This is a genomic window from Sphingorhabdus sp. (assembly GCF_044338195.1).
Classification (GTDB): Bacteria; Pseudomonadota; Alphaproteobacteria; order Sphingomonadales; family Sphingomonadaceae; genus Sphingorhabdus_B.
The window spans coordinates 34,447-59,045 of sequence record NZ_JBIIMC010000002.1 but is presented as its reverse complement, the minus strand read 5'-3'; the positions used below and the strand labels follow the sequence as shown (position 1 = coordinate 59,045).

Here is a 24,599-nt window from a genome sequence, read left to right as displayed (position 1 = left end):
CTGTGTAAATTGGGCTAATTAAACATTTTGTTAAGACTTGTGGCGCGTTTGCCACAGTCAGTGAAAAATGCGCTTAAGCAGCATCCTCTTTGGTCGATTTCGCCGATTTTGCGTACACGAGGACAGGCGTCTTGCGACCTTCAACCACATCCTTGTCCACGACGACCTCATCGACACCGTCAAATGTCGGAAGATCAAACATCGTATCCAGCAATATCGCTTCCAGGATCGACCGCAGTCCGCGGGCGCCGGTTTTGCGTTCAATCGCTTTCTTCGCGACCGCTTCCAACGCTTCATCGGTAAAGCTCAGGCCGACATCTTCCATCTCGAACAGTTTGCGATACTGCTTCACGAGCGCGTTTTTCGGTTCCGACAGGATCTTCACAAGCGCGGGGATATCGAGATCTTCCAGCGTCGCAGTGACCGGCAAACGACCGACGAATTCAGGAATCAAGCCATATTTCAGCAAATCTTCGGGCTCGACCTGCTTGAGGATTTCACCCGTTCCGCGCTCATCAGGATCAGCGACATGCGCGCCAAAACCAATCGACTTGCCTTCAAGGCGGTTGGCAATGATCTTTTCCAGCCCGGCAAACGCGCCGCCACAGATGAACAAGATGTTCGTTGTATCAACCTGCAGGAATTCCTGCTGCGGATGCTTGCGGCCACCCTGCGGAGGAACACTTGCGGTTGTGCCTTCCATAAGCTTTAGCAAAGCCTGCTGAACGCCCTCACCGCTGACGTCGCGGGTAATGGACGGGTTTTCGGCCTTACGGCTGATTTTGTCGATTTCATCGATATACACGATGCCGCGCTGCGCCTTTTCGACATTATAGTCCGACGCCTGCAGCAGCTTGAGAATGATGTTTTCAACATCTTCGCCGACATAGCCGGCTTCGGTCAAAGTTGTCGCATCGGCCATGGTGAATGGCACGTCAAACGTCTTGGCCAAAGTCTGCGCAAGCAAGGTCTTTCCGCAACCGGTTGGGCCAACCAACAAGATGTTCGACTTGGCCAGCTCAACTTCGGCCCCTTTGGCGCCATGGTTGAGCCGCTTATAATGGTTGTGAACAGCAACCGACAGGACACGCTTTGCCTGCGGTTGACCAATGACATAGTCGTCGAGAACCTCGCATATTTCACGCGGTGTAGGAACTTCGCCTTCCTTGCGGCCGGTCAGCGTTCCCTTGGTTTCTTCACGAATGATGTCGTTGCAAAGCTCGACACACTCATCACAGATGAAAACGGTCGGGCCAGCGATCAATTTGCGGACTTCGTGCTGTGACTTTCCACAGAATGAGCAATATAATGTGCTCTTAGTGTCGGATCCGCTTAACTTCGTCATAATATGTCCTGCTACCACGCCGAAACGGGTCGTACTTTATTGAACCAACATCCTAAAGATGCGTTCCGATTTGGCAATAGCCCAAAACGGGCTGTGCCATCTTGGCAAAGGCGTGAACGCGATTGCTAACGCAATCAGTCCGCACCTGCCTCAGAATTAAGCGGACGCTTATCAAACACTTCGTCCACCAGACCAAATGCCTTGGCTTCTTCCGCTTCCAAGAAGGTGTCGCGATCCATGGCTTTTTCAATGTCCTTCAACGGCTTGCCGGTATATTTGGCGTACAAGTCGTTCATACGTTTGCGAATGCGCAGGATTTCATTCGCCTGAATTTGAATGTCCGACGCCATACCACGCGCACCGCCCGAAGGCTGGTGGACCATGATACGCGAATTGGTCAGCGCCACGCGCATGCCGGGCTCACCCGCAGCCAAAAGGAAGCTGCCCATCGATGCGGCTTGTCCGATGCACACTGTCCCGACCTTTGGGCGGATATATTGCATCGTGTCGTGGATCGCCATGCCAGCGGTAACAACGCCGCCCGGCGAGTTGATGTACATCCAAATGTCTTTCTTTGGATTGTCCGACTCAAGGAACAACAGCTGCGCGGTGATAACCGAGGCCATGTTATCCTCGACTTCACCCGTCACAAAAATGATCCGCTCGCGCAAAAGGCGCGAAAAGATGTCCCAGCTCCGCTCTCCGCGGTTCGATTGCTCGATAACGACGGGAACTAGGGCTTGTACCGGATCAAATGGGACGTGCATGAAATACCTCTGGGCTGTTCTGTTTTTACGCTGATGCCTACATCGGCGCGGGCAGACAAAGTTTCAAGCAGGAAAAGGTTAAGTTGGCGCGCAATCCACAGAGAGTTGAACAAAATTGCGCTGCGTATTAGATGGTAAAAACGATTAGTTTTGAGATTCTGAACGCTCTGGCCGATTAAAAGCCAAATATGATGCGCATCAGCGCGACCGAAACAAAAAAGGCCCCGGAATCCCGAGGCCTTTTCGTTTGTCCAAAGTTGGACGATTATTTCTTAGGGGCAGCCTTTTTGGCAGGAGCCTTCTTGGCCGCTGGCTTAGCTTCGTCCGCATCCTTCTTAGGAGCAGCCTTCTTTGCAGCAGGCTTCGCTTCCTTTGCAGGCGCCTCTTCCTTTGCTGCAGCTTTTTTCGCAGGAGCCTTCTTCTTGGCCGCTGGCTTTGCGTCTGGCTCAGCTTCAATCGCCGCTTCAAGAACGTCCTTAGTTACGGTCTTTTCGGTGATCGTCGCCTTGTCGAACAAGAAATCGACAACCTTGTCTTCAAACATTGGCGCACGCAGCTGGGCCGCTGCCATCGGGTTTTCTTGCAGATATTGCACGAAACGCTGACGGTCTTCAGGGCGATATTGCTGCGCAGCTTGCTGTACCAGCATGTTCATTTCCTGTTGGCTGACTTCAACGCCATTTGCCTGACCGATTTCGGAAAGCAACAGACCAAGGCGAACGCGGCGGACGGCGATATCGCGATACTCTTCGCGCTCTGCTTCCATTTCCTTCTTCGCAGCTTCGGGATCTTCTTCGCGGGCAGCTTCCTGCTCCAACTGCGCCCAAATCTGTTCGAATTCTGCTTCAACCATCGATGGCGGCACGTCAAAGTCATGATCCGAAGCAAGCTGATCAAGCAGTTGACGTTTCATGTAGGTGCGGGTCAGACCGTTATGTTCTTGCTCAACCTGAACCTTCATCAGTTCACGCAGCTTGTCGATACCGTCGAGGCCGAACATCTTGGCAAGATTGTCATCCGCTTTCGCTTCGACAGGCTTGCGGACTTCGGTGACGACGATGTCAAAAGTCGCGGCTTTGCCCTTTAGGTTTTCGGCATTGTAATCTTCGGGGAAGGTTACGTTCAGAACCTTCTCGTCATTGGCTTTGACGCCAACGAGCTGGTCTTCGAAACCGGGGATCAACTGACCTGAGCCAAGCTCAACCGCCATGCCTTCGCCCTTGCCGCCCTCAAATGGTACGCCGTCGACTTTGCCTTCAAAGTCAATAACGACGCTGTCGCCCATCTTTGCGGCATATTTCTTGTCAGCCGCTTCAAAGCTCTTTTGGCCGGCAGCAAGCTTCAGGATCGATTCGTCTACCTGTGCGTCGCTGACTTCAACCGTCAGGCGCTCCAGCGTAATGCCATCGATCGACGGCGCGGTAATGGCGGGCAGGACTTCGAGATGGAAATCAACAACCGCGTCTTTGCCGGGCTCGTACCCATTATCGAGATGCACGTGCGGCTGAGTCGCAGGACGCAGCTTGTTGTCCGAAATCGTCTTTTGGACGCCTTCTTGGATCGAACTGTTTAGCGCGTCCTGAAGCAGCGAATCCTTATGCATTTTCTTGACCAGATTGGCTGGAACCTTACCAGCGCGGAAACCGGGCATACGCACCTGTGGCGCGATTCTCTTTACCTCGGCATCGATGCGTGATTCGACGTCTTTCGCGGTAATCGTCATACGATATGCGCGCTTCAGGCCTTCATTCTGTGTCTCGACGGTTTGCATAATATCTTCTCTATCTGCAGGCAAAGCGGCTGGCCTCACCTTAAACGTTAAATGGCTTTCGGGCTCAACGACAGCCGGGAACTTCCCTATTTCGTGGTGCGGGCGAAGGGACTCGAACCCCCACACCTTGCGATGCCAGAACCTAAATCTGGTGCGTCTACCAATTCCGCCACGCCCGCTTACGAAAAGCTGCCGTTTCACAAACGACGGGAGCCTCTAACGGGAAAGCCCCGCTAGGGCAAGGGCAGATGCGGCAAAACCGCCGCTGCGCCCTTATCGTCTGTTAACCAAGGGCCTTTTTCAGCAAGTCGTTGATGATTTGCGGATTGGCCTTGCCCTGCATCGCCTTCATCGTTTGGCCCACGAAGAAACCAAACAATTTGTCTTTGCCGGAGCGGTATTCGCTGACCTTATCTTCATTGGCGGCCATGATCTTGGCAATCTCTGCCTCAATCGCGCCCGTGTCATTGGTCTGTTTCAGGCCTTTTTCTTCGACAATCGCAGATGCACCCTGCCCCGTCTCAAGCATGATTTCAAAGACCTGCTTGGCGATGCTGCCGCTGATCGTGCCATCGGCAACAAGGCCCAAAAGCTCGGCCGCTTGCTTTGGATTGACCGGGCTTTCGTCCAAGGTTTTGCCCAGCTTGTTTAGCGCACCGAACAATTCGGACATCAGCCAGTTGGACGCCTGCTTGGCATCGACGCCTTCGGCCAACAAATCTTCAAACCAAAACGCCGTTTCGGCTTCGGCCGTCAGAACAGCCGCATTGTAAGCGGTTAGGCCCAATGCTTCATAACGGGCACGCTTCGCGTCGGGAAGTTCTGGTAAGGACGCACGGCATTCCTCCAGAAACGCGTCGTCGAGCTCGACCGGCAGCAAATCGGGATCGGGAAAATAGCGATAATCATGCGCGTCTTCTTTCGACCGCATCGACCGCGTCTCCATCTTGTTCGGGTCGAACAAGCGGGTTTCCTGAACCACTGCGCCGCCGCTTTCGATCAGATCCACCTGACGCTGCGCTTCATACTCAATCGCCTGCATCATGAAGCGGATGGAGTTGACGTTCTTGGTCTCTGTACGTGTGCCCAGTTCACCACCGGGCTTGCGGACAGACACGTTGACGTCAGCGCGCATGGAACCCTGTTCCATATTACCGTCGCACGACCCAACATAGCGCAGGATGGAGCGGAGTTTCTTGAGATACGCTCCTGCCTCTTGCGGGCTGCTAATGTCAGGACGCGAAACGATTTCCATCAGCGCAACGCCCGAGCGGTTCAAATCGACAAAAGACATGGTTGGATGCTGGTCATGCATCAATTTGCCTGCGTCTTGCTCAACATGGATGCGCTCGATACCAATTTTCTTGGTCGGGCTATCCGGGTCTTTTTCATTGAGCGTGACTTCAATCTCGCCCTCCCCCACGATCGGGTGGTAGAGCTGCGAAATCTGGTAGCCTTGCGGCAAATCGGCGTAGAAATAATTTTTACGGTCAAAGCGCGACCAGCGGTTGATCTGCGCATTGATCGCCATGCCAGTGCGTACAGCCTGACGCAGGCATTCGCGGTTAGGCACAGGCAACATGCCGGGCATCGCTGCGTCGACAAGGCTGACATGGCTGTTCGGTTCGGCGCCAAAGCCGGTGGATGACCCCGAAAAGAGCTTGGACTCGCTGGTGATCTGCGCATGGACCTCAAGGCCAATTACGACCTCCCATTCACCGGTGTTTCCCTGGATGCGGTATTCGCTCATATTACCACCACTCTCCGGCTTCCGCCGTAAATCCTGAACGCTGCTCAATCGCGAGGCCGGCGTTAAGCACAGCCTGTTCGTCAAGCGCTTTACCGATAATCTGCAGACCCAAAGGTAGGCCTTGCTTGTCGAGGCCACCCGGAACCGACATTGCAGGCAGGCCAGCCAATGAGGCAGGCACCGCGAACACGTCGTTCAAATACATCGACAATGGGTCGGCGTTCTTCTCACCCAAACCAAAGGCCGCGCTAGGTGCGGTTGGCGCGAGGATGAGGTCACAGCTTGCCCACGCATTTTCAAAATCGCGTGCAATCAACGCACGGACCTTTTGCGCCTGCGTATAATATGCGTCGTAGAAACCAGCACTGAGCACATAGGTGCCGATCATGATGCGACGGCGCACTTCTTCGCCAAAACCGGCAGCACGCGTTGCGGCATACATGTCTTGCAGGCCAGCGCCCTCAGGCAAGTCGCGCAAACCGAAGCGCACGCCGTCATAGCGCGCAAGGTTGGATGACGCTTCAGCAGGGGCGATGATATAGTATGCAGGCAACGCATATTTGGTATGCGGCAGGCTGATGTCGACGATTTCCGCGCCAGCATCCTTCAGCCATGCGATGCCATTATCCCACATCTTGGCAATATCTTCGTCGATACCATCAAGACGATATTCGCGCGGGATGCCAATACGCTTGCCCTTCAGATCGCTGTTCAGACCCGCTTCCCATGCAGGCACAGGCAAATCGAGCGACGTCGAATCCTTCGGATCAAACCCTGCCATGGCTTCCAACATGATCGCGCAATCGCGGACGTCGCGCGCCATTGGGCCAGCTTGGTCTAGCGAACTGGCAAACGCCACAACGCCCCAGCGCGAGCAGCGGCCATAGGTTGGCTTGATGCCGCTAATGCCAACAAACGCAGCAGGTTGGCGGATCGAACCACCGGTGTCGGTCCCTGTCGCAGCGGGGCACAGCCGTGCGGCGATTGCAGAGGACGAGCCGCCCGATGAACCACCCGGCGCAAGTGCGGCGTTGCCACCATCATTGCGACGCCAAGGCGAAATGACATTACCGAAATAGCTGGTTTCGTTCGACGAACCCATGGCGAATTGGTCAAGGTTGAGCTTGCCCAACATCCCTGCGCCAGCCTTCCAAAGATTGGCGGAGACGGTCGACTCATATGTCGGCACGAAGCCTTCCAGCATATGGCTTGCAGCGGTCGTCTGCACGCCTTCGGTGCAGAACAAATCCTTCATGCCAATTGGCACGCCGGCCATTTTGCCAAGTGGCTTGCCAGCAGCGCGATCGGCATCAACCGCTTGCGCAGCCGCAACGGCCATTTCGGGTGTTTCAACGATAAACGCGTTCAGTGCCTTTGCCGCAGCAACGCGCGTATTGAGTGCTTCAGCAACCTCAACGGCTTTGAATTCCCCGTTGGCCACGCCATCACGGATGACAGCTACGCCCAGTCTCGAAAAATCAGTCATTATTCAATCACCTTGGGCACGCCAAAGAAGCTGCCTTCCCTCGCTGGCGCATTGGCAAGCACCTTGTCGCGGACATCGCCATCGGTGACGACGTCATCGCGCAGGCGCAGCTTATTGGAGATGACAGCCGTCATCGGCTCAACGCCAGTGACGTCGACCTCACCCAATTGCTCCACCCAGGCAAGAATGCCATTGAGTTCGCCGACCATCTTGTCAGCCTCTGCATCGCTAATCGCGATGCGCGAAAGCCGTGCGATTTTGTTCACGGTATCTTTATCTACAGACATGCGCCAGCCGCTAGCATTGCACCTGCCCCGCTTCAACGGAAAAGCTTAATCTTTCAGGCTCTATTCAATTTTCCGATGCTATTTCCGTCCAATCGGCTAAATCGCATCAAAATTTCAGGACATAAACTTGGCTCGTAAATTCATTTATATCGTCGCAGCGCTCATCGTTCTCGTCATCGCGGGCGGTTTCGTTATCCGCATTTATGAGGCGGAGCTTACCGAACTGGCATTTGTACCAACGGCGAAATTCGAAAAGCAGGCGGCATTTGAACCAACAAAATACGCCAGCAACGATATGTGGTTTGCGCGCCCGGGCAAGGCCGGGAATCCAGCCGACTGGTTGCCTGTCGGCGCGGCTAAGCCAGAAGTGCGGGGACCAGCGGCGATATTTTTCATTCATCCGACATCCTATATTGGCCGGGACCATTGGAATGCCCCGCTGAACGACGCAGAATCGCAGGATCGCGCCAGATTGTTCCTACGCGGCTTGGCGTCGCCATTTGCCAGCACGGGTGAAATGTGGGCGCCCCGCTATCGTCAGGCGGCGATAGGATCGTTCCTGACCACCAAGCCCGAGGGTCAACAGGCGTTGGACGCCGCATATCAGGACGTTCTTTTGGCGTTCGACGAATTTGTTGCGAAAGTGCAAAAAGACCGGCCGATTATATTGGCTGGCCACAGCCAAGGCGCGCTGCATCTTACGCATCTGCTAAAAGATCGCGTTGCAGGCAAACCAATCGCCAAACGAATCGTCGCTGCTTATATTGTCGGCTGGCCAATTTCAGCGGCCAATGATGTCGCTGCGATGGGCCTGCCCGCATGTTCGGGTCCGGATCAAACGGGATGCATCATGGCGTGGCAGAGCTTCGCCGAGCCGGCCGAGTATGACCGCATATCAAAAATCTATGACGCAACGACGGGCTTCAACGGCAAAAGCCGCAAAGGCACCGCAATGTTGTGCACCAATCCGCTGAACGGTGGTGCAGCAGCTGCGGCAGACATGAAGGCCAATTTGGGCACATTAAAACCAGATGCGTCTATGGAAGCCGGCGAGTTGGTCGTTGGTGCCGTACCCGCACGATGCGATCCAAAGGGCTTTTTGTTGATCGGTGATCCACCCGAAGTTGGTCCTTATGTCCTACCCGGCAACAATTACCATGTGTATGATTTCCCGCTGTTCTGGGCGAATGTGCGGGCGGATGCCACGTTGCGACTGCGGAGGTTTCTTCAGAAATGATTTTTGACGCCGTCGCTGACTTTCTGGAACAACTGCCCGAAGGCGGCGTGTTGATTGGGCTCGATATCGGTACCAAAACAATTGGCACGGCGTTTTGCGACGCTGGCTGGACATTCGCGTCCCCCGCCGATTTGATCCGCAGAAGCAAGTTTTCCAAAGACAAGGCGTTGCTCAGCGCCGCGATTGCGACGCGCCCCACGCGCGGAATCGTCATTGGCTTGCCGCTCAATATGGATGGCAGCGAAAGCCCCAGAAGCCAATCAAGCCGTGCTTTTGCCCGCAACATCGCTGATCTTGGCTTGCCTATTTTGTTGCGCGACGAACGTTGGTCGACGCAAGCGGTTGAGCGCGACATGATTGCCGCCGATATGAGCCGTGCAAAACGGGCCGAAAAAATCGACAGCGGCGCAGCGGCATTCATTCTGCAAGGCGCAATCGATGCGCTGACCATTGGGTGACGGTTTTTGCTCGGCGAAGACATAGCCGACAAAATGATTGAGTATTGCCCCCCTTCCCTTTAAGGGCATCGCTTTAATGACATGGACACAGCCTTTTGCAGCCGACAGCTTTCCAAGCGGGTCGGGCGCTTTTCCGCACAAGCATTTGCTTGGTATCGCTGGACTTCAGAAATGGGAAATTCTCTACATCCTGAAAGAGGCTGAACAATGGGTGGCGTTGAACCGCTCCGGCCCTGCGAAGCATGATGGCCGATTGTCCGGTCTCACGATTATCAATGCCTTTTTCGAAAACTCGACACGCACATTGCTGTCGTTCGAAATTGCTGGAAAACGGCTTGGCGCAGATGTCGTGAATATGCACGCGGCGCAATCGAGCGTCAAAAAGGGCGAAACGCTTATCGACACGGCGATGACACTGAACGCCATGCGCGCCGATGCCATTGTCATCCGCCACGGCAGTTCCGGCGCGGTGCAGCTGATTTCAAGCAAAGTCGATTGCCCTGTGATCAATGCAGGCGACGGAAGCCACGAACATCCAACGCAGGCTTTGCTCGATTCGCTGACCATCATGCGCCGCAAAGGGCGTGTCGAAGGCCAAACCGTCGTCATCTGCGGCGATGTGCTGCACAGCCGCGTTGCGCGCTCAAATCTGTTCTGCCTCAAAACATTGGGCGCCGAAGTCCGCGTCGTTGCGCCCCCTGCGTTGATGCCAAGCGGTATCGAGGCATTTGGTGCGCAGACCTTCACCAATTTTGATGCCGCATTGGATGGCGCAGATGTCGTGATGATGCTGCGGCTTCAGAATGAGCGCATGCAGGGGGATTTTATCCCCTCGCCCCGCGAATATTTCCATCTATATGGCCTCGATGAACGCCGGCTAGCCTTGGCCAAGCCCGATGCGCTCGTCATGCACCCGGGTCCAATGAACCGCGGCGTAGAGATTGCGAGCAATGTCGCCGACCATGTTGAACGCTCCGCCATTACCGAACAAGTAGAAATGGGTGTCGCCGTTCGCATGGCGTGCCTCGACATACTCACCCGAAAAGCACGCGGTCAGGAGGGTTGGTTATGACCGGAATCAGCATCCTGAACGGCCACGCCATTTTGCCCGGCGCGGACAAGGCCGAGCCGCTGAATGTGCATATCGAAAATGGCAAAATTGCCTCGGTTGGAAAATCCGCCCCGATAGCGAACCAGTTGGACGCAAGCGATCTCATCATCGCGCCGGGTATCATTGATCTGGGCGTATTTAAGACCGACAAGCCCGCTTTCCGCTTTGGCGGCATCACGCGCGCCGCATTAATGCCTGACCAGTCGCCTGTGCACGACGACCCCGCAACGGTGCGCTTTGCCGCGCTAAAAGGAAAACCCGATCTGTGGGTGCACCCGCTCGCGGCAGCAACGCAGGGCCTGAACGGGCTGCAGATGGCCGAAATCGCACTGATGAAAGAAGCAGGCGCGGTAGGCGTTGCCACAGGACGCAAATGGATCGCCGATAGCGGCATATTGCTGCGCATCATGCGCTACTGCCATGCGCTCGACCTGCCCGTGTTTGTACATAGCGAAGATGCAGGCCTATCGGGCAACGCGGTTGCAACGGCCGGGGAAACAGCGACGTTGCTGGGCCTATCCAGCGCATCCCCCATCACCGAAGCGCTTGCCATCGCCCGCGACCTATTGCTCGCGGAGGAAAGCGGCGCGCATGTGCATTTCCGTCAAGTGACGACGCAGCGCGGGCTGGACCTTATTCGCGCAGCGAAGGCAAAGGGCTTGCGCATCACATGCGGCATTACGCCAGGGCATCTGTTCCTGTCCGACAATGCCGTTTCTGATTTCCGGACGTTTGCCCATTTGTCGCCGCCCTTGCGTTCGGAAAGCGACAGACTGGCCTGTATCGCCGCAGTTGCCGATGGCACGATTGACGTCATTGCATCTGGGCACGACCCACGCGGACCAGAGGACAAGCGCCTGCCTTATTCCGAAAGCGCGCCGGGCATGGCGGGGGCGGAAACGCTTCTCGCGCTGTCGCTTAACCTCGTGCGGGACAATGTGATTTCGACCGGACGGTTGTTCGAACTGCTGGCATCAAATCCAGCGAAGATCCTGGGCCTAAATGCAGGTCAAATAGCAGAAGGGTATGAGGCAGACCTCATTCTCGTCGACCCGGATGCGCCTTGGCAAGTCGATGGCGACCGCATGGCCGCGCTTGCGGGCAATACGCCATTCGACCGTTTGCCGGTGCAAGGCCGCGTGCGCCATATGCTAAAGGGCGGCAAGGTCATTTAGACCCGCCGCCCCCTTAGCGGTTCAAAACTATCAACTTATCGTGCCGCGATCTTGCGCCCGGCGGCATTCGCCATGCGGATGTTTTGGGGGCCACCATTTGTGCGCACGAAGCAATCGCCGCCTTGCGACTTGATCATCTTGCAAGTTGCCCGTGCGCTTGCTGCGTCCCCGAAACCCATTGCAGCCAGACGAACAAGTTTCTTGCCATTGACTGTTACGGTCGAGCTAGCGGATGCAAAGCCGTTCAATGCGCGGTAGCGTTTGGCATATTTGTTCCAAGCCGCTTGCGCACTGGCCGCAGACGAAAACGCGCCCAGCTGAACCAAGTGGCTTCCCGCAGTCGCTGGCGTTTTTGTCGCTGGGATGTCTGATACCGCAAGCTTAACCGGCGCGGTCACAAACGACTTTACAGGGATTTCCGACGCTTTGATAAGCGGCGCTTCATACGCAGGCTGGCTCGGCGCGGCCTCGACAGCCCTCATATAATTCTCAACAGCCGCAAAACCTGCACTGTCCGGTACAGGTGCCGGACCCACCGCAGCCAGCTCCACTGCTGCTGCGGGCACAGACGAAACATCTGCAAATTCTGGTGCAGCCGTTGGCGCGACATCAGCCTGCGCAAACCCAACGGCATTAATGCTGCTTAGCGCGAGGCGCAGCGGCTGCCCCGTATCCGACATGTCAGGCTGAACCTTCAACAGCCCTGCTACGCGGGACGTATAAGCGCCGGGGCGCGCGAGCTGCGCCCATTCGGCGATCCGTTCGTTTACACGCTCCTGCGGCATATCTTGCGAAGCCATGATCCGCGCATCGCGCCAGCGGCCGTCAAGCGCATAGGCCAATGCCAGATTCTGGCGTGTGCGCGATGTGGCAGTGTCGGCGCGCACGGCATCGGTCAGGATTTTGACGGCATCCGCCGAACGACCCGCCAAAGCCAAAGTCAACGCATAGTCGCTGACAGGCAGAATGGATCGGTTCGAATCGACAAGCAAAACGGCAGACTCGGTGTTGCCCAAGGCGATACGCGCCAAAGCGAGGCTGATCACCGTACGCGAGTCGGCTTGGCCAAGCTCCATAACGTCCATCAACGTCCGTTCTGCGGAAGCAAAACGTCCCTTCGCCATGTACACACGCGCCAGCAACCCACGATAATCGCGGTTTTGCATGTCGGCCTGAACCGCACGCTCTGCAAAGGCCAATGCCTTATCGGCATTGCCTTTGGCTAGCGCGCGTTCGGCTTTCTTTGCCCAGGAAAATGCTTTTTGCGGCGATGCCATATTGACGGAAGCATTGGCCGTGCTGCCCGCTCCGGCCGCTGACGCAGTCATTGCCGGAACCGCGACGCACGCAATCGACAAGGCCAGCTTTATGACAAAATGGCTACTCATGACATCACCTCAAAAAAGCTAAATATAGGCATTAGTGTTTTTTCGCAGGAACATGCGACACGAGGTCATCAATATCCGGCATGGATTCGAGAAGCGCATCAAGCGCATCCGTCACAAGCTGTTGCGCCGACTGGTGGCGCACCGCGCATGCCAGACGCAATTTCAAATGCCGTTCGCTATCAAGACGCAAGGTGAAGGCTGCTTTCTCTTTCAAGCCAGGCTTTGAGCGGGCACGCGAACGTGGCGCATCGGTGCTACCACGACGCAAAAGGAGCGGTGTTACAGGCTCCGGCGTGACGGTAATCGATGTCGGTGCATCGGCGAGCGATTCCGGCTCCTCGTCAAAGTTGTCAAAGCCAACCTGCGGTTCGTCGTCAAAGCCAACCTGCGGTTCAAAGTCAGAGAAAAGTGCGTCTGCGAGACGATCTTGCTGATGCTTCACTTCGGGAACAGCCGCGGCAAGCGGGTTAGACCCGTGAAAGCCGTGGTCATAATCCATCGGGGTCGTGGGATCGGGATCGACATCATATCCCATATCGTTCCAACCCAGATCCTCTTGCGACATTGCCGCGTTGCCATTGGTCGAAAGCATTGTTGGACGACGCATAGCGGGACGTGCCAGACCTTTGCGTGCCAGCAATATGCCCGACAGCGAAGCGATTGGTTTAGGTTCACCCATTTTTTTATGCCCTTCCTTCGCTTAACCTACGACCCGGCGGCCGAAGCCACCCATGGGACGCGCGGTGGATATTTGATGGCTTACGGCCGCCGGCGCACTGAAAACGGTGCGGCGGAAATTCTTTTCGAGACGGTCCGAAATATATGTCCAAAGCTGGATAACCTCTTGTGATGACCGACCATTGGGGTCGATTTCCATCACGGTGCGGCCATCAATCATGGATGCAGCAAAATCGGTGCGATGATGCAGCGTAGTCGGCGCGACGGTGCCGTGCTGCGACAGTGCCACCGCGGCTTCCGAAGTAATCCGGGCCTTTGGCGTCGCTCCGTTGACAACGAAGATGAGCGGCTTGCCCGCGCGCTCACACAGGTCAACGGTGGCACCCACAGCGCGCAAGTCATGCGGGCTTGGCCGCGTCGGCACGACGATCAGCTCTGATACCGAAATAACACTCTGGATAGCCATGGTAATGGCGGGCGGCGTATCAATCACCGCCAGCTTAAAACCTTGCTGCCTTAATACGGCAAGGTCGGAGGCGAGGCGGGACACCGTTGTCTGCGCAAACGCAGGAAGGTCGGCTTCACGTTCATTCCACCAATCGGCCAAAGACCCCTGGGGATCGATATCGATAAGGACAACCGGCCCCGCGCCTGCTAGCTGCGCCTGAACCGCCAAATGGCCGGATAGGGTCGTTTTGCCCGACCCGCCCTTCTGTGATGCTAATGCGAGTACCCTCACATCATTCCCCTTTTGCAAATGTTTGAAATGGGGATGTGACAGAACAGCGCTAAAAATTGGTTAACATGGAACGGGATGTCGGATTTCGCCGTTCGGATGCACCGGCCTTAACCGCAGAGACGTTCGATTTCGCGGCCAAGAGTATTGCGGGCCGCGCTATCGCCGGGTTCAATCATGAAATAATGCGTGCCCGAAAGGCTTGCCCTTTCTGAGCAATAGCGTGCGCACCCGCTTTCAACTGCACCCGCAAAGCGCAGTTCAATGCCGTCATAGCGGGCCGCAAAAGTGCAAGCGCCCTTTCCGTTCAATGCGATTTCGACCTTATCGCCTTGAACGGAAGCGGTTCCGGTTCCTTCGCATTTGCTTTCGGGCCCGAAGACCGCGAGAAAACCGATATTGAATCGGTTAGCGCCGGTGTTCACCGCACAAAATTTGTCGATGCCAAGATCGCTGCGCGTTTCAAAACGGCCCGCAAATTCGATTTTATCCGGGTTCGGAAGAACACCCGTCTCCACCGCGCGTGCATCAAGCGTTGCGCCAGCGTCCGACCCAAGGCTTGACGTGAGCGCGCCATCACCGCACCCCGCCAACAGCGCGCATGACGCGACGATTGGAAATGCCCTGCGCGTCACACTGGCTCCAATCCGTCCTTCGTTACCCTGCGATAAAAGCAGCTGCGCGCGCCCGTATGGCAACTCGGGCCTTGTGGCTTTGCGATTATCCAAATGGCGTCCTGATCACAGTCAATGCGCATGTCGACAATGTGCAGAACATTGCCGCTGCTTTCGCCCTTTTGCCAAAGCCGCTGCCGGCTGCGCGAATAAAACACCGCAGTGCGACTCTCGATGCTTTTGGCGAGTGCCTCCGCGTTCATATGCGCCACCATCAATATGGCACCGTCCGCGGCATCGGTGACCACAGCAGTCAGCAATCCATTGGCGTCAAATTTGGGTGTGAGGGCAAGCCCTGTCTCAATGTCATCGGTCATGTCCAAGGCCTAACGCAAGGGCAAGTGGCCCGCCAACATTTTCTTTGTTACATTAGCACGACAAGGGGGAGACAATCGATGACGCGTTGCCTATAGGCCAGCCAGCGACGCGCAGCGGGATTCGAATTATGCTGACCACCGATCCATTTGATGACGACAAACTTCGCGAGGAGTGCGGTATTTTCGGTGTCTACGACGCCGAAGGTGCTTCGGCGATGGTTGCGCTTGGCCTCCATGCGCTTCAGCATCGTGGCCAGGAAGCCGCCGGCATCACCAGTTACGACGACCATGAATTTCACACGCACCGTGCCATGGGCCATGTTGCGGGCAATTTCGACCGCGATGAAATCATCAACGGCCTTGTCGGGCGCAGCGCCATTGGCCATGTCCGCTATTCAACGACGGGCGAAACATCGCTGCGTAATGTGCAGCCCTTATATGCTGACCTTGCCACCGGTGGATTTGCGGTCGCGCACAACGGTAATATTTCAAACGCGGTTGCATTGCGCCGTGACCTTGTCCGCCGTGGTTCGATATTCCAGTCATCATCTGACACCGAAGTCATCATTCATTTGGTCGCGACGTCTGGGTACCGGACGTTACTGGACCGCCTGATTGATGCGCTGAAACGTGTTGAAGGCGCCTATTCGCTCATCTGCCTGACCACCGAGGGCATGATCGCATGCCGCGATCCGTTGGGCATCCGTCCGTTGGTCATGGGTAAGCTTGGCGATACAATAATCTTCGCATCGGAAACCGTTGGGCTCGATATTGTTGGCGCGGAATTCATCCGTTCGGTTGAACCGGGCGAATTGGTTGTGGTGCATGGTAGTGAAATTCATTCGCACAAGCCGTTCATCCCCGTTTCGCAACGCCCCTGCATTTTCGAGCATGTGTATTTCTCACGGCCCGATTCCATTGTTGAAGGCATCAGCGTCTATTCGGTCCGCAAGGCCATTGGCGCGGAACTCGCGCGCGAAAATGGCGTTGATGTCGATTATGTCATTCCCGTGCCCGACAGCGGCACCCCTGCAGCGATTGGCTATGCCGAGGCGGCAAAGATTCCGTTCGAGCTGGGTATCATCCGGTCACATTATGTCGGCCGTACCTTCATTCAGCCGGGCGATGGCGTTCGCCATTTGGGCGTAAAGCTGAAGCATAATGCGAACCGCAATCTGGTTGCGGGCAAAAAGATCGTCCTGATTGACGACTCCATTGTTCGTGGCACGACCTCGCTCAAGATCGTTCAGATGATGCGCGAAGCGGGCGCTGCGGAAGTGCATATGCGTATTGCAAGCCCGCCAACGATGAACAGCTGCTTTTATGGCGTCGATACGCCGGAACGCTCCAAATTGCTCGCGAGCCGTATGGACGTGGAAGAAATGCGGCAATTTATTCAAGCCGACAGCCTCGCGTTTCTCTCCATCGATGGGCTGTACCGCGCGTTGGGGGAAGATTCGCGCAATAAAAACCAACCGCAATATTGCGATGCGTGCTTCACCGGCGACTATCCCACCACCCTCACCGACCATGATGAGCATGAATCAGGTGATCTCATGATGTTGGGCGAACGGAAGTCTGCATAAATCATGACGAAGCTATTTGAAGGCAAAGTGGCGCTGGTAACCGGCGCAAGCCGCGGGATTGGAGCGGCAACGGCAAAGGCACTCGCGGCGCAAGGTGCACATGTCATCATCACAGCGCGCACCGCCAAAGACTTAGAAGCCGTTGAAGACGCGATATTCAACGCAGGTGGCAATGCAACAATTGCGCCTTTGGACCTCACCGATGGCGACAGCATCGCTCGGCTTGCCACAGCAGTGACCGAGCGTTGGGGTAAGCTCGATGTCTTGGTATTGAATGCCGCAATGCTCGGCACGCTCGCGCCGGTTCCAGCCATTGATGGCGCAGAATTCGCCCGTTTGTTCACGCTAAACGTAACCGCGCAGCAGGTTCTAATTGCGTCATTCGATGCCTTGTTGCGCAAATCGGATGCCGGTCGCCTCGTCGCGCTGACATCCTCGGTCGGTGCAGCACCGCGCGCATTCTGGGGCGCTTATGGCGCATCAAAGGCCGCGCTCGAAACGCTCGTGGCCAGCTATGGCGAGGAAGTGAAGAACCTGTCCGCCGTACGCACTGCAATCGTGGATCCGGGCCGTACGCGCACCCAAATGCGGGCAAAGGCCTATCCGGGCGAAGACCCGGCGACGGTGAAGGAACCATCGGTTGTGGCCGATGCGATCGTCGCCATGCTGACGACCGAGTTTGAGACCGGCCATCGCTTGGTTGTCGAAGGCTAGAAGTATTGCCGTCACCCTGAACTTGTTTCAGGGTCTTAATCAAAACAACCTTGGAAAAGTAAGATCCTGAAACAAGTTCAGGATGACGATGTCGCGTGGATAACGGGTATCTTTTTGGTTTACCCTTTAACCACCTCATGCGCCTTTAACGCACGCTCACGCGCGGCTTTGTGCCCGATGATTTTGCGTGGATAGCTTTTCGGGCGTGCGCCATATTCATCGGGGTCGTGAATATATGGCTCTTGCAGGCCAGCAAGCTCTGGCACCCATTCGCGGATATAGCGTGCGGCGTCGAATTTCTCTGACTGCGACAATGGCGCCATGATGCGGACGAACATATTGCTGTCCACGCCCGTCCCCGCAGTCCATTGCCAATTGACGCTGTTGCTGCCGTAATCGGCATCGACCAGCGTATCCCAGAACCATTTCTCGCCCTCGCGCCAATCAATCAGCAGATGTTTGACCAGGAACGATGCCGCAATCATCCGCACGCGGTTGTGCATCCACCCGGTCGCCCATAATTGCCGCATCCCGGCATCGACAATTGGGTAACCCGTCCGCCCCTTGGTCCATGCCACGAAATCAGCCTTTACCGCTGGATCGGATAGGTCACGCCACGGCAGCCTGTCGAACGCATCGCGGGCATTTTTCGCGCCATATTCTGGCATCTGGACGATCACATTCTGCGCATAGTCCCGCCACACCAGTTCCTTCAGGAACACATCAACCGACCCGCCCGCATGCATTGTTGCGTGCCAGCACGCCGCCGGTGAAATCTCGCCAAAGTGCAGATGCGGTGACAGGAATGACGAACCCGCTACCGATGGCAAGTTGCGTTTCTCGTCATAAAATTTGGCCTTGTCGGCAAAAGCATCAAGCCGATCCCGCGCGCCAGCCTCACCCGGGGTCCACATATCGACCATAGCGCCGGACCAATCGGGCTTAGTTGGCAACAGGGCCCAATCATCGATATTGTCGCTCTCTGGCCATGTCTGGGGTGCAGTGCACTGCGTGGGGGCTGCCAGTGGCACGGGCGGCGGCATATGCTGCCAGAGCGCGCGCATGAACGGCGTATAGATCTTGTATTGACCGCCGCTGCCTGTTGTGACGCTTCCGGCGGGCAACAGATAGTTGCCGTCGTGGCATACAAATGCGCAACCTGTGCTCAGTCCACTTGCAACGGCTTTTTCCGCATTCCGCCACCATGGTTCGTAATGCCGCATGCAATGAATGGCCGACGCGTCGGTTTCTTCAGCGAGCGCACATAAAACCTCATGGGATTTTCCGGCGCGCAAAATCAATCGCGACCCCAATGCCCGCAAATCTGCGTCGAGCGCGGTCAGGCTATGGTGTAACCACCAGCGCGAAGCCGCGCCCATCTTACGATGCTTTGGCGTGTCGTCATCCAGGATGTAGACGGGGATAACCGGCGCGTCACTTGCCACTGCGGCTGCAAATGCAGCTTGGTCCGCAAGACGCAGATCACGGCGCAGCCAGACGATAACCGGGGCCGTCATTTGCTTTCAACTCCAATAGGAAAGAACATGCTAAATCGGTCGCCAACCAGCGGGTCAGAAAAACGCTGGTCGGAAACCTTCAACGTCCTTTCCGTGCCTTCGCCGACAATCTCGGCAACCGGCATACGTGACCACAACAACAGGGGCGAACCGCGAACGATATGTGTCTCAAAAGACTTAGCGTCTTCGCGTCCCATATAATGGGCGCGCACAACGTCATCGATGCGCGCGCCATTGAACGGCGTGTAAGCGCCCTGCCCATAATGGCGGTCGTCGCGCCAAAGCATTTCACGTTTCCAAAATTGCACGGGCACAGGATTGGCAACAACCAGATTCGGCATAATCTTATGCTGTTTCTGAACGGCTTGGGCGGTCAATTGCTCCGCCCTGCCCGTGATCATTCCATTGGCTAAGATATACGCGCAAATGGCGGCAAAACTGGCCAAAGCCGGTGCGCGCCAGTTTGCGCCTCCCTTATGTTCGCGGCGACGCGAAACCCAAACGCCGCATATCAACGCAGCCCACAGCCAGATATCGATGATGAATAACGTATCGCCATAAAACCATTGGCTCGAAAATGGCTCAAGCAAGCGGATCCCGTAACTATTGAACCAGTCGAACAGCGGATGGCTCAAGCATCCGATATAAGCTAAGGCCAATAACCAGCCCTTATGCACCGGCAACCTTGTCACAGGCCGCTTGCCGCGTCTTTCTTGCCAGCGATCAAAGCACAGCATGATAGCCCACAGAATCAGCGGCAATAACAGCATCGCGATTGGCCCGTGCGTCAGGCCACGTCGGATCGCCAAATGCTGTTGCCCACCCAGCAAAGTTGCCACGGCGTCAATATCGGGGATATTCGCAGCAATAATCAGCGTGGGCATCGCGAGACCCGTTTTGCGCTTCAGGCCCATCTGCCCAATAAGCGCGCCAACAAGGCTGTGTGTGAGATTATCCATGCCGGTTAGCTGGCGTAGCGAAGCCCAAATGGCAATACGGCGTTATCGCCATAAAGCATTTTGTTCACGCAGAGGCGCAGAGTCCGCAGAGATTTAAAATTTCTGCTCTGCGAACTCTGCGCCTCTGCGTGAAAATCAATTAAGTCTCGGGATGCCCCTCGGCCACGGTCCAGGTTTGTCCCTTTGCCAGCAGCTTGCCGAGATCAGGCGCTTTACCTGCACTGGCCGACTCGTTCTGGGCAATGACGGCGTCGTTAAAGGTCGGGCGTGGATCGTCGTATAGGACGCCCAGTGCCATGGGGAATTCGCCAAATGGCATTTCCACAAGCATGTGCGCGAGCGAACGGTTGGTCACGTCATGGACGATGACGCCCGTACTCTGCCAATCGCCATCGACCACATCGACAACCTTCAACGTCAAGTCAACATTGTCGAGCGCAATGCCTTTGGTCCCGCCAGACTTCTCGCTGCCGAACAACATCGGCTCGCCATCACGCAGCCACAATTGGTGGCCGTCGGCACCCTTTGGCGCGGCGAAGTCTTCAAACACGTCCTTGTTATAGACAATGCAGTTCTGGAAGATTTCGATGAACGCCGCACCGTGATGGGCGTGCGCCGCCTTCAGAACTTCTGGCAGATTCTTCGAAACGTCAAAACCGCGCGCAACAAACCGCGCGCCTGAACCAAGCGCAAACGCACATGGCGTGGCTGGACGGTCAACCGAGCCATAAGGCGTCGATGGGCTGTTCGTACCGACGCGCGATGTTGGCGAATATTGGCCCTTGGTCAGGCCGTAAATCTCATTGTTGAACAGCATGATCTGGCAATCGAGATTGCGGCGCAGCAAATGCATCGTATGGTTGCCGCCGATCGATAGCGCATCGCCATCGCCCGTGATAATCCACACATCGAGATCGGGATTGGCGAGCTTTACACCCGTCGCAACCGCAGGCGCGCGGCCGTGAATGGTATGAAAGCCATATGTTTCCATATAATATGGGAAGCGCGAAGAGCAGCCGATACCGCTGATGAACACAGTGTTTTCTGGGGTGCCACCGATTTCAGGCATGGTGCGCTGCACCGCCTTCAAAATCGCATAGTCACCACAGCCGGGGCACCAGCGAACTTCTTGGTCGGTTTCCCAATCCTTGGGCGTTGTCGCTTTCACGGGGGTCATATCGTTCATTATAAAGCACTCCCAATCGCGGCTTCAATTTCGGCGATAGTAAATGGCTGGCCGGACACTTTGTTCACGGGCTGCGCATCCACAAGGAACTGATCACGCAATATGGTCTTCAACTGCCCCGTGTTCATTTCGGGCACGATGACCTTGTCAAAGCTCTTCAACAACTCGGCCATGTTTTTGGGCATGGGCCAGATATGGCGAATGTGGACATGCGCGACGTCAACACCCTCGGCACGCTTGCGACGCACAGCTTGCTTGATGGGACCATAGGTTGATCCCCAGCCAACGACAGCCAGCTTCGCGCCTGCTGCACCCTGCTCAACGATCTGGTCGGGAATGCTGTCGGCGACGCCATTTACCTTGGCCGAACGAATGTCGGTCATCGCCTGGTGGTTGGCAGGTGCATAGTTGATGTGGCCGGTGTCGACTTCTTTTTCGATACCACCAATGCGGTGCAGCAATCCGGGCGTGCCGGGCTTGACCCATGGACGCTTCAATTTATGGTCGCGCGAATAGGGCTTGAAGCCATCTTCGGGCACGCTTTCCAGAAACTCGACCGGGAACGGCTTATACTCTTCGAGATCGGGCACCAGCCACGGCTCAGCCGCGTTTGCGATATAGCCATCGGTGAGCAGCATGACGGGCGTCATATATTCAACCGCAATCCGCACAGCTTCCACCGCGCAGTCGAAGCAATCAACCGGCGAGCGCGCTGCGATCACGGGCATCGGCGCATCACCGTTGCGGCCATATACCGCTTGATACAGATCGGACTGCTCGGTCTTGGTTGGCAGGCCCGTCGAAGGGCCGCCACGCTGGCTGTTGACGATCACCAAAGGAAGCTCGGTCATGATGGCAAGGCCCATAGCCTCACCCTTCAGCGCGATGCCGGGACCTGACGAGCTGGTAACGCCCAACTGACCCGCGTAGCTTGCGCCGATGGCCGAACAAATCGCGGCAATTTCATCTTCGGCCTGGAATGTGGTGATCCCATATTCTTTTAATCGGCTGAGGTGGTGCAGAATCGCCGATGCTGGCGTGATGGGGTATCCGCCGAAGAACATCTTGAGGCCAGCCAGCTGCGCGCCTGCAACCAAACCAAATGAGATAGACTCAGCGCCCGTCACCGTCCGGTACAGACCCGCAGGCGCAGGCGCGGCATCGACATGATATTGCTTGAGCGGTCCAGCCAGTTCAGCTGTCTCGCCATAAGCGTGACCAGCATTCAGCGCCGCGATATTGGCGTCGGCCAAAACCTGATTCTTGGCGAATTTTGCGTTCAGCCAGTCGATGATAGGCTGACGATCACGATCGAACATCCACAAAGCAAGACCAAGCGTCCACATATTCTTACAACGCAACGCATCCTTGTTGCCCATGCCAAACGGCTTGACGGCTTCCAGCGTCAGCGCGCTGATGTCGAACGCCAGCACTTGCCATTTCGCAAGGCTGCCATCTTCAAACGGGTTGGAAGTGTATTTGGCCTTATCGAGGTTGCGCTGGTTAAACTCACCGGTGTCCGCGATAATCAAACCGCCTTCGCGCAAAGACCCGACATTGGTTTTCAACGCAGCGGGGTTCATCGCAATCAGCACGTCCGGCTGGTCGCCAGCGGTGTCGATTGCCGACGAACCGAAGTTAATCTGAAACGCCGAAACACCGAAAAGCGTACCGATTGGTGCACGGATTTCTGCAGGAAAATCAGGGAATGTCGCAAAGTCATTGCCCGCCAGTGCCGACGACAGCGTAAACTGCCCCCCGGTCAACTGCATACCGTCGCCGCTGTCTCCGGCAAAGCGCACAACGACTGCGTCGCTGTGCACTGGAGTATGTCCGCTCGTCTGTTCGTCTTTGAATGCCGTAGCCATGCGTTCTAGCCCGTCTTTAATTGCAACTTTATTGCCTTTTCGCCTAATCCCATTCGCGGCACACTGCAATGTTAGAAAAACTATCGGTGGATATGCTGGACGCATTGCCAAAGCCTCCCTAGGAAGCGGCAGAAATGGAGAACGCGATGACCGATACCCCCCCTTATGTACGCCCCGACGTGGCATTGTTTCTGCAATTTCTGAACGCGGTACCCGGCCCGAAATTTTGGGAAGTGCCCGCCGATGATGCACGCGCGATGACGACTGCCATGCGCGACGTTGCGGATGCACCCGTTGGCGAACTGGCCGTTATGCGCGATCTTTCGATTCCCGGCCCCGCCGGAGCCATCCCCGCACGATTGTATGACAGCCGCGAAGAGCGCGAGGCCGGCCCTGTCATGGTGTTTTACCATGGCGGCGGTTTCGTTATCGGCAGCCTGTATACCTATGATCCCTATTGCGCTGAAGTTGCGCGCCTTCTCGATTTACCAGTCATCTCTATCGATTATCGACTGTCCCCCGAACATCCATTCCCTGCCCCTGCCGAAGATTGTGAAGCCGCAACCCGCTGGATTGCAACAAGCCCTGCGGAGCTTGGACGCCAAGTCACTGGACTGATTACGTCAGGCGACAGTGCTGGCGGCAACCTAACAATTGTGACCACAATGGCGCTTCGCGACCGTCCGGCGGCCGTGCCTGTGTTGGTGCAGCATCCGATTTACCCCGTCGTCACGCTCGATACTGACTGGCCAAGCATGCGCGAATTTTCCAAAGGCTATTTGCTAACCGAAGAAGCAATGGCCTATTTCGGCGAAGGCCACGCAGCAACGCCCGGAGATTACCGGTCCGAGCCGTTGAATTTCAGCCAGCAGGGCATGCCGCCAAGCCTTGTTACCACCGCAAGCCTTGATCCGTTGCGCGACCAAGGCATGGCTTATGTTGAAAAGCTGAAGCAGGACGGCGTGCGCGTTGAACATCGCAGTGCCGAGGGCAATATTCACGGGCATATCAACATCCGCCAAGGCATCCCTTCCGCCCAATCGGACATTGAGGGCAATATCGCCGCACTGAAAAACCTTCTGGCAGACGTGACGGCAACAGCATGAGAATAGCTTTGGAAGATTTACCCTATCGTCCCTGCGCCGGCATCATGCTGGCGAACATGCAGGGGAAAATATTTGTCGGGCAACGCTTGGATAGCCCCGTCGGAACCGATGCATGGCAAATGCCCCAAGGTGGCATCGACGATGGCGAGGATGCAGAGACTGCGGCGCTGCGCGAGTTGTTTGAAGAAACTGGCGTGCGCGCCGATTTGGTCGATATTCTCGCCCGCAGCCGCGATGAACATTTCTACGACTTACCTGATGATATGATTGGCCGCATTTGGAAGGGCAAATATCGCGGGCAACGCCAGCATTGGTTTTTGATGCGCTTCAAAGGCACAGATGCCGATATCAACATTGAAACGTCGCATCAGGAATTTAGCAAGTGGCAGTGGATCGATGCACAGCAACTGCCGCAACTGATCGTCCCGTTCAAAAAGCGTCTGTACGAGAATATTCTCGCGGAGTTTGCGGAACTGATTTGAC

The 24,599-nt window shown here is 56.1% G+C and carries 23 protein-coding genes and 1 tRNA gene; 8 read left to right on the top strand and 16 right to left on the bottom strand.

The window, feature by feature from the left end; all coding sequences use genetic code 11:
- Positions 1 to 73: 73 nt before the first annotated feature.
- The 7 genes from clpX to gatC form a co-directional block, all read right to left on the bottom strand.
- Positions 74 to 1,345 (bottom strand): ATP-dependent Clp protease ATP-binding subunit ClpX, encoded by a 1,272-nt coding sequence (clpX, locus tag ACIQZK_RS00940; protein WP_397574497.1) that lies wholly within the window; start codon positions 1,343 to 1,345, stop codon positions 74 to 76.
- Between the two features lie 134 nt (positions 1,346 to 1,479).
- Positions 1,480 to 2,112, bottom strand: coding sequence for an ATP-dependent Clp protease proteolytic subunit (locus tag ACIQZK_RS00935; protein ID WP_395637218.1), 633 nt, complete (start codon positions 2,110 to 2,112; stop codon positions 1,480 to 1,482).
- Positions 2,113 to 2,377: 265 nt separating this feature from the next.
- A complete protein-coding gene (tig, locus tag ACIQZK_RS00930) occupies positions 2,378 to 3,883 on the bottom strand; it encodes a trigger factor (protein WP_397574496.1) in 1,506 nt (501 codons plus the stop codon).
- Between the two features lie 94 nt (positions 3,884 to 3,977).
- Positions 3,978 to 4,062 (bottom strand) — tRNA-Leu (locus tag ACIQZK_RS00925).
- 104 nt (positions 4,063 to 4,166) lie between these two features.
- Complete coding sequence (gene gatB, locus ACIQZK_RS00920) at positions 4,167 to 5,633, bottom strand: Asp-tRNA(Asn)/Glu-tRNA(Gln) amidotransferase subunit GatB (RefSeq protein ID WP_397574495.1); 1,467 nt, start codon at positions 5,631 to 5,633, stop codon at positions 4,167 to 4,169.
- Between the two features lies 1 nt (position 5,634).
- The gene (gene gatA, locus ACIQZK_RS00915) at positions 5,635 to 7,119 is read right to left on the bottom strand and encodes an Asp-tRNA(Asn)/Glu-tRNA(Gln) amidotransferase subunit GatA (RefSeq protein ID WP_397574494.1); all 1,485 of its coding nucleotides are present in this window, start codon (positions 7,117 to 7,119) and stop codon (positions 5,635 to 5,637) included.
- Positions 7,119 to 7,406: an Asp-tRNA(Asn)/Glu-tRNA(Gln) amidotransferase subunit GatC gene (gatC, locus tag ACIQZK_RS00910; RefSeq protein WP_395635784.1), complete on the bottom strand. Its 288-nt coding sequence runs from the start codon at positions 7,404 to 7,406 to the stop codon at positions 7,119 to 7,121. Before gatC ends, gatA begins: the two co-directional genes overlap by 1 nt.
- Before the next feature lie 127 nt (positions 7,407 to 7,533).
- Between gatC and ACIQZK_RS00905 the strand changes: the two genes are divergently transcribed.
- From ACIQZK_RS00905 to ACIQZK_RS00890, 4 genes are all read left to right on the top strand, one after another.
- Complete coding sequence (locus ACIQZK_RS00905; protein ID WP_397574493.1) at positions 7,534 to 8,643, top strand: DUF3089 domain-containing protein; 1,110 nt, start codon at positions 7,534 to 7,536, stop codon at positions 8,641 to 8,643.
- Positions 8,640 to 9,101, top strand: a complete 462-nt coding sequence (ruvX, locus tag ACIQZK_RS00900; protein WP_183941040.1) for a Holliday junction resolvase RuvX — start codon at positions 8,640 to 8,642, stop codon at positions 9,099 to 9,101. The genes ACIQZK_RS00905 and ruvX overlap by 4 nt, the downstream gene beginning before the upstream one ends.
- A gap of 76 nt (positions 9,102 to 9,177) precedes the next feature.
- On the top strand, positions 9,178 to 10,173 hold the full coding sequence (locus ACIQZK_RS00895; RefSeq protein WP_395635786.1) for an aspartate carbamoyltransferase catalytic subunit: 996 nt from the start codon (positions 9,178 to 9,180) through the stop codon (positions 10,171 to 10,173).
- Positions 10,170 to 11,387: a dihydroorotase family protein gene (locus ACIQZK_RS00890; protein WP_397574492.1), complete on the top strand. Its 1,218-nt coding sequence runs from the start codon at positions 10,170 to 10,172 to the stop codon at positions 11,385 to 11,387. The genes ACIQZK_RS00895 and ACIQZK_RS00890 overlap by 4 nt, the downstream gene beginning before the upstream one ends.
- A gap of 35 nt (positions 11,388 to 11,422) precedes the next feature.
- Here ACIQZK_RS00890 and ACIQZK_RS00885 read toward each other — a convergent pair whose 3' ends face one another.
- From ACIQZK_RS00885 to hisI, 5 genes are all read right to left on the bottom strand, one after another.
- On the bottom strand, positions 11,423 to 12,775 hold the full coding sequence (locus ACIQZK_RS00885) for a tetratricopeptide repeat protein (RefSeq protein ID WP_397574491.1): 1,353 nt from the start codon (positions 12,773 to 12,775) through the stop codon (positions 11,423 to 11,425).
- A gap of 31 nt (positions 12,776 to 12,806) precedes the next feature.
- Positions 12,807 to 13,454 (bottom strand): hypothetical protein, encoded by a 648-nt coding sequence (locus ACIQZK_RS00880; RefSeq protein ID WP_397574490.1) that lies wholly within the window; start codon positions 13,452 to 13,454, stop codon positions 12,807 to 12,809.
- A 21-nt stretch (positions 13,455 to 13,475) separates the two neighbouring features.
- Positions 13,476 to 14,192 (bottom strand): AAA family ATPase, encoded by a 717-nt coding sequence (locus tag ACIQZK_RS00875; RefSeq protein ID WP_395635790.1) that lies wholly within the window; start codon positions 14,190 to 14,192, stop codon positions 13,476 to 13,478.
- Positions 14,193 to 14,299: 107 nt separating this feature from the next.
- Positions 14,300 to 14,824, bottom strand: a complete 525-nt coding sequence (locus ACIQZK_RS00870) for a hypothetical protein (protein WP_397574489.1) — start codon at positions 14,822 to 14,824, stop codon at positions 14,300 to 14,302.
- On the bottom strand, positions 14,821 to 15,180 hold the full coding sequence (gene hisI, locus ACIQZK_RS00865; RefSeq protein WP_397574488.1) for a phosphoribosyl-AMP cyclohydrolase: 360 nt from the start codon (positions 15,178 to 15,180) through the stop codon (positions 14,821 to 14,823). Before hisI ends, ACIQZK_RS00870 begins: the two co-directional genes overlap by 4 nt.
- Positions 15,181 to 15,308: 128 nt before the next feature.
- Here hisI and purF point away from each other — a divergent pair, with 128 nt between their 5' ends.
- Positions 15,309 to 16,766: an amidophosphoribosyltransferase gene (gene purF, locus ACIQZK_RS00860; RefSeq protein WP_397574487.1), complete on the top strand. Its 1,458-nt coding sequence runs from the start codon at positions 15,309 to 15,311 to the stop codon at positions 16,764 to 16,766.
- Positions 16,767 to 16,769: 3 nt separating this feature from the next.
- Positions 16,770 to 17,480: an SDR family NAD(P)-dependent oxidoreductase gene (locus ACIQZK_RS00855; protein ID WP_397574486.1), complete on the top strand. Its 711-nt coding sequence runs from the start codon at positions 16,770 to 16,772 to the stop codon at positions 17,478 to 17,480.
- Between the two features lie 119 nt (positions 17,481 to 17,599).
- Here ACIQZK_RS00855 and ACIQZK_RS00850 read toward each other — a convergent pair whose 3' ends face one another.
- The 4 genes from ACIQZK_RS00850 to ACIQZK_RS00835 form a co-directional block, all read right to left on the bottom strand.
- The gene (locus ACIQZK_RS00850) at positions 17,600 to 18,997 is read right to left on the bottom strand and encodes a cryptochrome/photolyase family protein (protein WP_397574485.1); all 1,398 of its coding nucleotides are present in this window, start codon (positions 18,995 to 18,997) and stop codon (positions 17,600 to 17,602) included.
- Entirely contained in the window at positions 18,994 to 19,956 is a 963-nt protein-coding gene (locus ACIQZK_RS00845; protein ID WP_397574484.1) for a metal-dependent hydrolase, read from the bottom strand. The genes ACIQZK_RS00850 and ACIQZK_RS00845 overlap by 4 nt, the downstream gene beginning before the upstream one ends.
- A 139-nt stretch (positions 19,957 to 20,095) precedes the next feature.
- Positions 20,096 to 21,142 carry a 2-oxoacid:ferredoxin oxidoreductase subunit beta gene (locus tag ACIQZK_RS00840; protein WP_397574483.1) on the bottom strand — a complete coding sequence of 349 codons (1,047 nt, stop codon included), beginning with the start codon at positions 21,140 to 21,142 and terminating at the stop codon, positions 20,096 to 20,098.
- Positions 21,142 to 23,010 carry a 2-oxoacid:acceptor oxidoreductase subunit alpha gene (locus tag ACIQZK_RS00835; protein ID WP_397574482.1) on the bottom strand — a complete coding sequence of 623 codons (1,869 nt, stop codon included), beginning with the start codon at positions 23,008 to 23,010 and terminating at the stop codon, positions 21,142 to 21,144. The genes ACIQZK_RS00840 and ACIQZK_RS00835 overlap by 1 nt, the downstream gene beginning before the upstream one ends.
- Positions 23,011 to 23,156: 146 nt before the next feature.
- On the opposite strand from ACIQZK_RS00835, the gene ACIQZK_RS00830 reads away from it, so the two are divergent.
- On the top strand, positions 23,157 to 24,116 hold the full coding sequence (locus tag ACIQZK_RS00830) for an alpha/beta hydrolase (RefSeq protein WP_397574481.1): 960 nt from the start codon (positions 23,157 to 23,159) through the stop codon (positions 24,114 to 24,116).
- Positions 24,113 to 24,598, top strand: a complete 486-nt coding sequence (locus ACIQZK_RS00825) for an RNA pyrophosphohydrolase (RefSeq protein ID WP_397574480.1) — start codon at positions 24,113 to 24,115, stop codon at positions 24,596 to 24,598. Before ACIQZK_RS00830 ends, ACIQZK_RS00825 begins: the two co-directional genes overlap by 4 nt.
- Position 24,599 lies beyond the last annotated feature (1 nt).